This window comes from Mesorhizobium sp. M0019, assembly GCF_040323975.1.
Classification (GTDB): Bacteria; Pseudomonadota; Alphaproteobacteria; order Rhizobiales; family Rhizobiaceae; genus Mesorhizobium.
In genome coordinates, this window is the sequence record NZ_JAMYVK010000034.1 from 1 (window position 1) to 12,328 (window position 12,328).

Sequence of the window (12,328 nt, forward strand, 5' to 3'; positions counted from 1 at the left end):
GTCTCGCAAGCCATGATCCTTGTCGCAATGGGCGGCAATCTCATCCGCCGAAACGCTCACCCGTGAATTTCAAAACGGACTCTTAAGCCGACAACTACGATTATCCAGCGGCGATTGCCTCCCGAAACGCCTGCCGCCCTACTGAACGGTGTGCAGGACGAAGAGATGGAGGGGGAAGATGAATTGGTCGATCCTAGCGACGACGCCCAGATGGAATCAGCCACTGCACGGCCTGCTCGTGAAGGGCGCCCTCGCAAGCCGACCGTCCCAAAAGTTTTGGAATTAGACCTCATGTCCGGAGGTTCATTCGAAGCATTCGCCAACGAGCATACGCCCAAGAACGATACGGAGCGCAATCTTGTCGTGCTTGCATGGTTTAAGGAGCATCGTCCGGACGAGGCAGTAACTGCGAATCACGTTTACACTTGTTATCGCGCAATAAAGTGGCCTTCAGGGATCGATGATTTCTCATGGCCACTCCGGGCTTTGAAGAAAGAGCAACTCGTGACAAGCCCTCACCGGGGGCAATATGCCATCAATCACCTTGGCATCGCGCGAGTTGAGAAGATGGGCGCAGGCTCTTGAGCCTTATCGCCGATTTTGTAGGTTCTTCACCGAGTTTCTATCGCAAGACGGCGGTTGACCAACTGTTAGCGCTTGCATGGTTCGTGGAGGCGCGCCAGCAGCGCGCCTGCTTCGATGGGGCGAGCATGCGACAGTGCTTCAAGGAGGCAGGTATCGACCCTCCTGACATGAGCGTTTATCTGCCACGCTTAGCCGCAAAGAAGCCCCCCCAACTCGTCAAGGAAAAGGGCGGCTACCGGCTTGCAGGCGCAGTTCGTCGTTTACTGGATACACGCCTTGGCGGCGATCCAACCGTTGCCGCAGTAGCGAAGGCTCTCACGGACCTGCCCGCGCAAGTACCAGACTTATCCGAGCGAGAGTTTTTGACGGAGGCGCTGAATTGCAATCGCGTTCGGGCATTTCGAGCGACGATCATCATGACATGGAATCTCGCGTTTGATCACTTAGTGCGCTGGGTGTTCAGTGACCCAAACCGGGTGCAGTCCTTCAATGCTGGAATCGCGTCGAAATACCCCAAAAAGAATTTAGTAGTGGCGAAGCACGAGGATGCGGATGCCTTGAAGGAATCTGAGTTCATCGAGACCGCTCGAACGGCGAACCTTCTCGACAAGAACACAACTCAAATCCTTAAGGACAAGTTGGGCCGACGCAACATGGCTGCACATCCCTCGCGGGTTACGATCACCCAACACCAAGCCGATGACATGATAACGGACTTAGTGGCAAATGTGATCTTGAAACTAGGCTGAGACCGTCTTGCCCGAAAGGTTCAGCGTTCCCCGACCTCGTCCATCTCCGCACGATGCGGCGAGAGTTCGAACATAACCCTTATGTGAGGTGCGCATGCCTAACATCATTTCATTTGAAGAGGCGCTAGGCCGAACCAAGGAAAAGGATCGCTCCCTTCTTATCGGAAATGGATTCTCCATTGAGTACTTCAGCTATCGGACACTGGTGGAAAAGGCCGGCTTAGGTAACACTGATCCTATGAGAAAATTGTTTGCAGTGCTTGATACTTTCGATTTCGAGTCAGTCATCAGAGCACTCGAAGATGCGGCACTGGTAGAAACCGCTTACGGTGACAACGCTAAAGCTGCCACCTTTCGCTCCGATGCGAACCGTCTTCGTGAAGCGCTAGTGCATGCTGTGCGAGTGACCCATCCAGCTCATCGGGAAGATATCGCCGGTCGTATTCCGAGCTGTGTCCAATTCTTAAAGAATTTCTCCAAGCTGTTTTCGATGAACTATGATCTGCTTCTATATTGGGTGCAGCTAGATCTATCGCGCGATTTCAAAGATGGTTTCGGTCTTGGTGACGAACATGGAGGGTTCCGGGGGCCATTCAAAGAGGCTGCCCACTGCAATATATATAACCTTCACGGAGGTCTTCATTTGTTTAAAACGACGGAGGGCGATGTCGAGAAGCGACTGATGGGTCCTTCAGGGGTAATTGATGCGATAGCGCAAACTATCACGGCTGAAAAACGTTTGCCTATCTATGTCGCAGAAGGCACTTCTTCTCGCAAGCTAGCCAAGATAAATTCGCTTCCATACCTTCGTCATTGCTACGAACAGCTCAAGTCCAGCAGTGGCATGTTCTTTGTCTATGGGCATTCAGCTGATCAGAACGATGAGCATATCTACAGAGCGCTTTTCAGTTCGGGAATAGAACATCTGTATTTTTGCCTCCACAAACCAACAGCTGATGTGACAGCACTCGACGGAGAACTGGCTCTGTATAAGCACCAATCTGCCTCAGGAGTAGATTACACGTTCGTCGATTCCGAAACAGCTCAGGTCTGGAATCGAGCAGTATAGGCTGAACGTTGTGTTCTGCGATCGTCGGTCGCCCCAAGACTGCGAGCGCGCCGAAAGCTCCCGGCGAAAGGGCGGACCCCCCTCGAGTCCGTAGCCACATTCCCACTTGCCATCCCCACCACCTTCCCCTAATCTTCCTCTGAGAAAACCTTTTCCCAACCCGCCCCGCGCTCGCTGAACTCACCAATCAGCACCTCGCAGGCCCACAAGAGAAAAGCTTTTCCCAACCGGGAGGATCGATACCCAAATCATGCCGTCCGACGTCCAGCCAACGCCCGCTAAGCAGCCTGTCACCCTGCGTGAGGTGGCGGCGCTTGCCGGCGTCAGTGTGGCCACGGCGTCCAAGGCGCTGAACGGGCAGGGGCGGATGACCGCCGAGACGCGGGCCCGCATTCGCGAGACGGCGCAGCGGCTTGGCTTTCGCCCGAACAGCTTGGCGCAGAGCCTGTTGCGGCGGCGCTCCTTTACCGTCGGGCTGTTGACCAACGACACCTATGGCCGCTTTTCGCTGCCGCTGATGGCCGGCGTTTCCGATGCGCTGGTCGATGCCGGCGTCTCGGTGTTTTTGTGCAATGTCGAGGACGACCCGCGGCTTGCCCAGCTGCATGTCGATGCCATGCTCGACAAGCGCGTCGACGGCATCATCGCCACCGGCAAGCGCATCGACCGCCATCTGCCGGTCGACCTCGCCAATCTCGGCATTCCGGCGATCTACGCCTTCACCCAGCCCGATCCCGGCGCCATCGCCTTCGTCTCCGACGATGCCGGCGGGGCGCGGCTGGCGGTCGAGCACTTTTGCCGGCTCGGGCGGCGGCGCATCGCCCATGTCAGCGGTCCGGCGAGCTTTGCCGTGGTGCATGCCCGCGCTGAGGCCTATCGCGAGGTGCTGGCCGAGAACGGCCTGCCGGTCATGGAGCCGCTGCTCGGCCCGTGGTCGGAGGCCTGGGGGCACGAGGCGGTCAGAAAACTGTTCGACGGCGAGGGGTTCGACGGCACGCGCGAAAAGCCCGATGCCGTCTTCTGCGGCAACGACCAGATCGCGCGCGGCGTCATCGATGCCTTGCGCGAGCGCGGTATCGGCGTGCCGGACGAGGTCGGCGTCATCGGCTTCGACAATTGGCAGATCGTCGCCGAGGCGACCCGGCCGCCGCTGACCTCGGTCGACATGAACCTTTCAGCACTTGGCCGCGAGGCCGGCCTTGCCCTGCTTTCGCTCGTCGGCGGCGAACCCGCTTTGCCGGGCATCAGAAAACTGCCGTGCCGGCTGGTGGTGCGTCAGTCATGCGGCCGTCCGCCGGACGGCTGAACGAAACGGGCCGTGTCGATAGTCACCCGCTTGGGGGCGCGGCCGATCTAAAACCATGTGGAGGAGAAGCATGAGAACCACCATTACCGGGCTCGCCATCGCCGCGAGCATTTTCGGCACGCTGGCAACAGTCGGGCCGGCCGCCGCCGACACCGCCAACATCTGGGTGCGCGCCGACGGCTCGAACTTCATGCCGCGCGTCGTCGATGCCTTCAACAAGGGGCATCAGAACCAGATCAAGCTCGACATCATCCCCAACGCCGAAATCATCCCGAAATATGGTGCTGCCGCCGCCGGCGGCACCGCACCCGATGCGCTGTCGCTCGACCTGATCTACACGCCGTCCTTCGCTGCCGCCGGCCAGCTCGAAGACATCACCGACTGGGCGAAATCGCTGCCTTATTTCGCCAGCCTGTCGCCGGCGCATGTCAAGACCGGCACCTATAAGGGCCGCATCTACGGGCTGCCGTTCTCGGCAGACTCTTCAGTGCTGATCTGGAACAAGAAGCTGTTCAAGCAGGCCGGCCTCGACCCGGAAAAAGGCCCGACCAACTGGACCGAGATCGAAGCCGACGCCGAAAAGGTCAACGCGCTCGGCGGCGACATCAAGGGCTTCTATTTCTCCGGCAATTGCGGCGGCTGCAACATCTTCACCTTCACGCCGCTGATCTGGGCCTCGGGCGGCGATATCCTCACCGAGGACGGCTCCAAGGCGACGCTGGACACGCCGCAGATGCGCGGTGCCATCGACCTCTACCGTTCGATGGTCAAGAAGGACCTGGTGCCTTCAGGCGCGCAGACCGACACCGGCTCCAACTTCTTTGCCGCCTTCGCCACCGGCAATATCGGCATCTCGCCGTCCGGCGCCTTCGCCATCGGCGCGCTGAACACGCAATATCCCGACATCGATTACGGCATCACCTTCCTGCCCGGCAAGGATGGCGGCTGGTCGTCGTTTGCCGGCGGCGACAATTTCGTCGTCACCAAGGGCACCACCAAGGTCGCGGTGGTGAAGGAGTTCCTCGACTTCGCCTATTCGCTCGAGGGCCAGACCATCCTGGCGAAATACGGCAGCCTGCCGGTGCGCGGCGACATCGCCAAGGATGCGCTCAAGGACCTCGACCCGCGCTACCAGACCGCCGCCGAAGCCATGGCCAAGGGCCGCACACCCTATTCGGTGGTGTTCAACGACCTGATCAACTCGGCCAACGGTCCGTGGAACCAGATGATGAACGAGGTCTTCTTCGGTGAAGACGTCGACGGCGCCATCGCCAATGCGCAGGAGACGATGCAGTCGATCATCGATTCGGCGCCGCAGAAGTAAGGCGCCGGCGCTCACCTCCCCCTCGAGGGGAGGTCGGACCGCAGGTCCGGGTGGGGTCGTTGCGGCAGTGCTCGACGTTTCTGTCGGCGCACTTCGCAGAGGACCCCACCCCGCAGCCCCTTAACCTCCCCCTTGAGGGGAGGTCGGACCGCAGGTCCGGGTGGGTCATCGCGGCAGTGCTCGACGCTCTTTTGATGTCGGCGCGCTTCGCGGAGGACCCCACCCCCGGCCTTCGGCCGGACCCTCCCCTCAAGGGGGAGGGGGACGTCCCGCCAATGGAACAACAGGCATGACCACCATCACAGCAACCACCGCCGCGCCAGCGCGCGCATACAAACTCGTCGGCGCCGGCCGCCGGCAGTGGATCGGCTTGCTCTATGTCGCGCCCGCCGTTGCCCTTGTCGTCGTCTTCTTCATCGTGCCGCTTTGCATGACCGCCTGGATGTCGCTGCACAACTGGCCGCTGATGGGCGCGCATAGCTTTATCGGCCTCGACAATTACTGGGCGATCCTGCGCGACACCCGCTTCTGGAACGCGCTGAAGTTCACCGGCTACTACACGGTGGTGGTCACGATCGCGATCTTCGCCGTCGCCTTTCCGCTGGCGCTGTTCATCGAAAGGCCGCGGCAACTGACCGGCTTCTACCGCACGTCCTTCTTCATGCCGGCGGTTATCGGTTTCGCCTCGGCGAGCCTTTTGTGGTCGTGGCTGCTCAATGTCGATTCCGGCCTGTTCAGCCCGGCCGCCTTCGAGCTCGGCCTGACCGAGAAGAAATTCAACCTGCTGGCGACCTTCCAGCCGGCCTTCTGGTCGATCATCGCCATGGTCGTGTGGAAGGTGGCGGGCTTCACCATGATCATCCTGATGACCGGCCTGCAGTCGATCCCGCCGGACCTGCAGGAGGCGGCGATGATCGACGGGGCAGGGCCATTCGCGCGGTTCCGCGCGATTACCTTGCCCTTGATGCGCCGCACGCTGGCGCTGGCGTTGATCCTGTCGGTTGCCGGCTCGATCCTCGCCTTCGACCAGTTCTACATCATCCTGCGCGGCGGGCCGCGCAACCAGACGCTGACCGCCGTCTACTGGATCTTCAACCAGTCCTTCGTGTCGTTCAAGCTCGGCTATGGCGCCGCACTTTCGATGGTCCTGCTGGTCATCCTGGTGGCGCTCAGCCTCATCCAGCTGCGGCTGCTGCGCAATCCCGAGGGGGTCGACTGATGGCGCAGGCAAGGAGCCGCAAACGCCGCATCGGCATGCAGATCGCCGAGCACTCGACCGGCATCATCGCGTCCATTCTGTTCCTGGCACCGATCGTCTGGACGGTGCTTTCGGCCTTCAAGCCGGCGCAGGAGGCGCGCCAGCCGCCGCTGCCGCCCTGGCCGACCAGCGGCATCTCGCTCGAGAACTACGCCACGCTCAACACCTTTGGCGACGGCCTGTGGCTGCCGGCGCAAAACAGCATCTACGTCTCGGTCATGACGGTGGTGCTGTCGGTGATCGTCAGCGTGCTCGCCGGCTACGGTTTCTCGCGCTTCCGCTTTCCGCTGAAGAACTTGCTGTTCGTCGTCATCCTGTCGACGATCATGATCCCGTTCCAGTCGATCCTGACGCCGATCTTCCTGGTGCTGACAAAAATCGGCCTGCACAACACGCTGACCGGGCTGGTCTGCGTCTACGTCACGCTGCAGCTGCCGTTCTCGATCTTCATGATGCGCAACGCCTTCGACGCGGTGCCGCGCGAGATCGAGGAGGCCGCCCGCATGGACGGCGCCAACAACGTCACCATGCTGCTGAGGGTCATGCTGCCGCTGGTCTGGCCGGGCATCGTCACCATCGCGCTGTTCGCCTTCCTCGGCGCCTGGAACGAGTTTTTGGCAGCCCTGGTGCTGATGACCGACCAGTCCAAATTCACGCTGCCGATCATGATGACCGCGCTGCAGTCCGGCCGCTTCGGCGCCATCGACTGGGGCGCCGTGCAGGCCGGCGTCACCGTCATGATGGTGCCGTGCCTGGTGCTCTTCCTTTTGCTGCAGCGCTTCTACATCCGCGGCCTGATGGCAGGGGCCGTGAAGTGACCAATCGAACCGAACCGGAGTAAATTGATGACCGCATCGCAATCCGCCAAGCCGGCTGCCGAGCCCGGCAAGCCGAAACTCGCCTTCCGCCCGCTGCCGGTGCCGCAGGTCGACGTGCGCGGCTTCTGGGGCGACCGCGTCGATGCCGTCGCCTCAAAGACCGCCGGCATCCTCTACGACCGCTGCGTCGAGGCGCGCATGCTCGAGCAGATCGACCCCGACCGGCCGTCGCCCGGCGTCGTCATTCCGTTCCACTCACCCTCGCCGGACGAGGCGGCCACCGCCGGCAACGAGTTCACCGGATCGACGGTGACGACGCAGATGTTCTGGGACTCCGATTGGGGCAAGACCATCGAGACCGCCGCCTATTCGCTCTACCGCCGCCGCAACGACGAGCTGGAGAAGAAGATCGACGCCGTCATCGACATGTACGGCAAGCTGCAGCAGCCCGACGGCTATCTGTCGAGCTGGTACCAGCGCATCCAGCCGGGCCTGCGCTGGACCAATCTGCGCGATTGCCACGAGCTCTATTGCGCCGGCCACCTGATCGAAGGCGCGGTCGCCTATTACCAGGCCACCGGCAAGCGCAAGCTGCTCGACATCATGTGCCGCTACGTCGATCATATCGCCGAGACGTTCGGTCCCGAGCCCGGCAAGAAGAAGGGCTATTGCGGCCATGAGGAGATCGAGCTGGCGCTGGTCAAGCTGGCGCGGGTGACGGGCGAGCGCAAATACATGGAGCTTGCCAAATATTTCATCGATCAGCGCGGGCTTGAGCCGCATTATTTCGACGAGGAGGCGCGAGCCCGCGGCGCCGACCCCAAGGCCTATCATTTCAAGACTTACGAATACAACCAGTCGCACAGACCGGTGCGCGAGCAGGACAAGGTCGTCGGCCATGCGGTGCGGGCGATGTATCTCTATTCGGGCATGGCCGACATCGCCACCGAATATGGTGACGACACGCTGCGGGTGGCGCTCGACCGGCTGTGGGACGACCTCATGACCAAGAACCTCTACGTCACCGGCGGCCTCGGGCCGTCGTCGCACAATGAGGGTTTCACCGCCGATTACGACCTGCCCAACGACACCGCCTATGCCGAAACCTGTGCTTCGGTCGGCCTGGTGTTCTGGGCAAGCCGCATGCTCGGCATGGGTCCTAATGCGCGTTACGCCGACATCATGGAGCGGGCGCTCTACAACGGCTCGATCTCCGGCCTGTCGCTCGACGGCTCGCTGTTCTTCTACGAAAATCCGCTCGAGAGCCGCGGCGCCCACCACCGCTGGAAATGGCACCGCTGCCCGTGCTGCCCGCCCAATGTCGGGCGTATGGTCGCCTCGATCGGCAGCTATTTCTACGGCCTGTCGGACGACGCACTCGCCGTCCATCTCTATGGAAACGGCACGGCTCGTTTCGATATCGCGGGCCGGCAAATAGAGCTCACCCAGACCAGTAACTATCCATGGGACGGCGCGGTCTCGATCTCTGTCGAACCGGAAGCTCCGACCGAGTTCACTTTGCACCTGCGCTTGCCGGCCTGGTGCCGCAAGGCAGCGCTCAAGGTCAACGGCGCCGATGTCGATCTGGCTGCCATCAGCAGCGACGGCTATGCCGCGATCCGCCGCGAATGGCGCAAGGGCGACCGCGTCGACCTCGACCTCGAAATGGCCGTCGACCGCCTCTACGCCAATCCGCAGGTGCGGCAGGATATCGGCCGCGTCGCACTGGCGCGCGGCCCGCTGATCTATTGCGTCGAGGAGACCGACAATTCCAGCCAGCTGCACCGCATCGCTTTGCCGCGAACGACCGACATCGAGGCGCATCAGCAGCCGAACCTTCTGGGCGGCGTCGTGACACTTTCGGCGATTGCCAAAAAGGAGGCTTTGGAAAACTGGGAAGAGGGGCTCTACCGCACCGAACCGCCGGCGGTCGAGGACGCGAAAATCACCGCCGTGCCGTATTTCGCCTGGGACAACCGCGACCCCGGCGAGATGCTGGTCTGGCTCAGGGACGAATGAAGCCCGACCGCAGCGCCCGACCGATCTCCTCGGCCACAAGTTCCTGCAACTGCCAGAGATTGCGGTCGCGGATGCCGCAGGCGTCGAGATGGCGAATGGTCTCGAACAGATATTCGGCGCCCGAACCCCAATGGCCGACGGCCGTGGCCAGGGTCGCCGCTATCGCTCGCTTTTCGAGCTTGCCGGCATAGCGCGGATTGGCGGGATCGACAACGAAACCAAGCGCTTGGCCCGTGCCGTCGCCCGTCCTCACCTGCAGCCAGCGCGGCACGTTGACGGCCGGCAAGATGGTCATCTCACGTCGCAGCAGCGTTTCGAGATTGGCCCCCACTGGCTCGGCGACCTCGAACACCATGCCCTGACATTGGCCGCCGCGGTCGAGCGCCATCATCAGGCCGGGCTGCTCGACGGTGCCCCTGAAGCGCTGCACCGTAAAACAGAACGAACGGTGCCAGCCCGTCGCCACGGCCCGTTCGCCACCCCTGACCTCGCCGGCCGGCTTCCACAGCAGCGAGCCATAGGCGAACAGCTTCACCGGCCCGCCCGGCGCGCCGGCTAGCACCTCGTCGCGAATGCGCGCGTAATCGGCATCGGTCATGTAGACCATGCCCGGCGTCGGCCCGGCATCCTCGACCGCACGCAAGGTGCGGGCGACCAGCGCCTCGGTCAGCGCCATCGGTGTCTTGCGCGGCGAACGCCGTGATGCGGCGGAAATGACCTTGCTCATCCTCATGCTCTCAGCCTTGCCGCCATGTTGCCGAAGGCTGAAGGATTCTCAAGGGCCGAGTACACCAGCGCGGTATCGGGATTCGAACTATCGTGTCCAACAGCTTGACTGGCTCAGTGCGGAGGCTGATCTGGCCGGACGGTGTCGTTGCAGCCGTCAACATAGGGATGGACCGACCACCGGGAGCCGGGCCGGGCCTGTTGCGCCTTGGTGAGCGGATCCTGGGACTGCGCGTAGCCGTCCTGGTAGCCCCGAACGATTTCGTCGATATCGTCGGGCCAGTCGCCGTCCCATGGCCGTCCCAGAATCTGGGCCTGTTGGACCGGATGCAGTTCGTTGTGGCCTTCATGAAAGCTGTCGTGGATGTGTCCGGCATCATAGACCCACCGGCCGGTCACCCCCAGGATTGTCGCTCCGGTTCCATCGCCTTTGTTGGTCTCGATGCTGGGCAGGCCGGCATCGCTCGGACTAGCGGTGTCCGAACTGCTGAAGGCCGCGCCGAGCAGCGAAGCGAGCAAGGCGAGAAGCGCCAATACGTAGGCGACGACCACGCCGACGCCCGACATGCATAGCGCCAGCGCTGCCAGGGCGGCGATCAGGGCGAGGATGTTGACGGTCTGCAGGTCATGGATCGATGCCCCTTCGAACTCCACATGCAGCGCCTCTGACTTTACTCCGGTCACCTTGTCCTCCGCCGGGTTCCCCGTGAACAGAAAGCCGTGCGAGGAGGTGATTGCGTTTTCGGCCATCAGATAGCCGAACGGGGCACTGGCGGCGGCAACGGCCTGGGAGACGCCCACCGGGTTGTTCGGCAGCAGCAAATTGAGGCTGTAGTCGGAGTCCAGGCTTCCTGGCCAGGTCTTCTCCGACGGCGGCTCGATGCTGATGACCATGCCGACGATACTCACCGGCTCGCCGAGGCAAACCAGCCGTTTGTTGAGCCACCAGTCGCAATAAGCGAGAATCCACACAATCTCAGTCACCACCAGCGCGATCGGTATGCACCACGGCTCGCCCATCGCGACCACCACCACGACCATCATGGCTGCGAATATGCCGCTGGTAATCGCCGCGCTGATGTACTGGTTGACCGAAATCACCTCGTCGGCGGTCGTGCACTTGGTCCAGGATTTGTCGTCGGTGGCCATCACGGCTCCAAGCTGCTGAGGACGGTCAAGGTGACGCCGCCGCTGGCGCGGTCACCCTCGTCAAACGCATTCAGATTGAGGGCTTGCCGGCCGGTCCAGCCGTCCGGCGGCTTAGCGACCGCCGTGATCGTCACCTGTTCGCCCGGTGCCAGCGACGGCAGGTCAGGCGAAATCTCGACCTTCCAGCCCGGCGGCAGCGGATGAGCCGACGGCAAGTGTGCCGCCAGCCGGCGCTTTTGCTCCGCCTTGGCGGTCTCTTCCGTTGGCTGCCGGTCGTCGCGACAGGGGCCGAGCGGCGGAATGGTGTAGGCATCGACGGTGAACCGGTACCGATGCGGCCGACGGGTAGCGTTGCGCAACTCGAATTGAAATGTTGCTGGCGACTGCGCCAGTCCGACATCGGTATTTTCTTGCCCGAGATTGTTGGCGAAGTTGGCGTCATCGGCCGGGTCGAGCAAAGCTTGCAGGCAATAGTGACCTGCTTGCCGCGGCGTATGCCAGTCGAAGGAGACGAACCCAGGCTGGCTGGCGGATCCGATCACCCCGACCGAGACCGGCCTGGTGGCTATCGGATTCGACACGGTTCCGATGCCAAACGACAGATAGGACAGATGGACCGGCATCTTGACGACGACGGCATCCGGGGAGGCGTTCCATACGCGAACCCGCACCTCGTAGTCGGTGTCCGCCTGCAACCTGCCGGCGGGAACGGGCACACCACCCTGGCGTAGCTCGATATCGGGATTATCCCAGGTGACCGCGAGACCAAGGCCGATCAGATAATACTGATCGTAGATCAGCGGGTCAGGCCGGCAGAAAGCAGGGTGATCGATCGGTACGCAATGCGCCCGGGACCCTTTCTGGTCGACCCGGCGGTCGCCCCCTAGCCGCCACCGGCGACAGAAACGGCGAGCCATCTCGATCAGTGCCGGAATCCAGGCGGAGAACAATGCTCGCAGGATTGCCGCTATTCCTCGCATCGACTTCCCCTCTGAAGCTAACGCAGGGCAACGCTCTGATAACAACGGGATTCGCGCGGCAACAGTGTATTGGAGTGTCAGACGACTGGTGCCGTTTGTACTCTGGTCAGACGAATAAAGCTGGGCTCGAACGGTACGCGGGCTATTTCCGCGCGAAGAAACCGCGCGCGAACTGCACGATGCGCTTGTGGAATGCGAGCGCCAATATTGCGACAACGGCAAGTATGTAGAGAGCTTCGGTCGATCCGTCGCCGCCGTCAGGTGAAATACCAAACCAACTCTCGATGAAATCCATGAACAGATTCCCTCCGCGCAAACTTGCGACCCATGTTCAGCATAGCTCTT

General features: G+C 61.9%; 12 protein-coding genes. 8 read left to right on the plus strand and 4 right to left on the minus strand.

Going from position 1 to position 12,328, the window contains the following annotated elements; translation table 11 throughout:
* Positions 1–165: 165 nt before the first annotated feature.
* From NKK47_RS22800 to NKK47_RS22835, 8 genes are all read left to right on the plus strand, one after another.
* The gene (locus NKK47_RS22800; protein WP_352578300.1) at positions 166–585 is read left to right on the plus strand and encodes a hypothetical protein; all 420 of its coding nucleotides are present in this window, start codon (positions 166–168) and stop codon (positions 583–585) included.
* Positions 582–1,334 (plus strand): hypothetical protein, encoded by a 753-nt coding sequence (locus NKK47_RS22805; protein ID WP_352578301.1) that lies wholly within the window; start codon positions 582–584, stop codon positions 1,332–1,334. The genes NKK47_RS22800 and NKK47_RS22805 overlap by 4 nt, the downstream gene beginning before the upstream one ends.
* Before the next feature lie 94 nt (positions 1,335–1,428).
* The gene (locus NKK47_RS22810) at positions 1,429–2,403 is read left to right on the plus strand and encodes a DUF4917 family protein (protein WP_352578302.1); all 975 of its coding nucleotides are present in this window, start codon (positions 1,429–1,431) and stop codon (positions 2,401–2,403) included.
* Positions 2,404–2,653: 250 nt separating this feature from the next.
* The gene (locus NKK47_RS22815; RefSeq protein ID WP_352578303.1) at positions 2,654–3,709 is read left to right on the plus strand and encodes a LacI family DNA-binding transcriptional regulator; all 1,056 of its coding nucleotides are present in this window, start codon (positions 2,654–2,656) and stop codon (positions 3,707–3,709) included.
* 70 nt (positions 3,710–3,779) lie between these two features.
* Positions 3,780–5,033, plus strand: coding sequence for an ABC transporter substrate-binding protein (locus NKK47_RS22820; protein WP_352578304.1), 1,254 nt, complete (start codon positions 3,780–3,782; stop codon positions 5,031–5,033).
* Positions 5,034–5,322: 289 nt separating this feature from the next.
* Positions 5,323–6,252: a carbohydrate ABC transporter permease gene (locus NKK47_RS22825; protein WP_352452309.1), complete on the plus strand. Its 930-nt coding sequence runs from the start codon at positions 5,323–5,325 to the stop codon at positions 6,250–6,252.
* Positions 6,252–7,109 (plus strand): carbohydrate ABC transporter permease, encoded by an 858-nt coding sequence (locus tag NKK47_RS22830; protein ID WP_352578305.1) that lies wholly within the window; start codon positions 6,252–6,254, stop codon positions 7,107–7,109. The genes NKK47_RS22825 and NKK47_RS22830 overlap by 1 nt, the downstream gene beginning before the upstream one ends.
* Before the next feature lie 27 nt (positions 7,110–7,136).
* Positions 7,137–9,128 carry a glycoside hydrolase family 127 protein gene (locus NKK47_RS22835; protein WP_352578306.1) on the plus strand — a complete coding sequence of 664 codons (1,992 nt, stop codon included), beginning with the start codon at positions 7,137–7,139 and terminating at the stop codon, positions 9,126–9,128.
* Here NKK47_RS22835 and NKK47_RS22840 read toward each other — a convergent pair.
* The 4 genes from NKK47_RS22840 to NKK47_RS22855 all read right to left on the minus strand — a co-directional run bounded on the left by NKK47_RS22840 (position 9,115) and on the right by NKK47_RS22855 (position 12,278).
* Positions 9,115–9,855: a gamma-glutamylcyclotransferase gene (locus tag NKK47_RS22840; protein ID WP_352578307.1), complete on the minus strand. Its 741-nt coding sequence runs from the start codon at positions 9,853–9,855 to the stop codon at positions 9,115–9,117. The two genes, NKK47_RS22835 and NKK47_RS22840, sit on opposite strands and share 14 nt — an antisense overlap.
* A gap of 113 nt (positions 9,856–9,968) precedes the next feature.
* The gene (locus NKK47_RS22845; protein ID WP_352578308.1) at positions 9,969–11,003 is read right to left on the minus strand and encodes a hypothetical protein; all 1,035 of its coding nucleotides are present in this window, start codon (positions 11,001–11,003) and stop codon (positions 9,969–9,971) included.
* Positions 11,003–11,983: a hypothetical protein gene (locus NKK47_RS22850; RefSeq protein ID WP_352578309.1), complete on the minus strand. Its 981-nt coding sequence runs from the start codon at positions 11,981–11,983 to the stop codon at positions 11,003–11,005. Before NKK47_RS22850 ends, NKK47_RS22845 begins: the two co-directional genes overlap by 1 nt.
* Positions 11,984–12,125: 142 nt before the next feature.
* On the minus strand, positions 12,126–12,278 hold the full coding sequence (locus NKK47_RS22855; protein ID WP_352578310.1) for a hypothetical protein: 153 nt from the start codon (positions 12,276–12,278) through the stop codon (positions 12,126–12,128).
* Between the last annotated feature and the right edge of the window lie 50 nt (positions 12,279–12,328).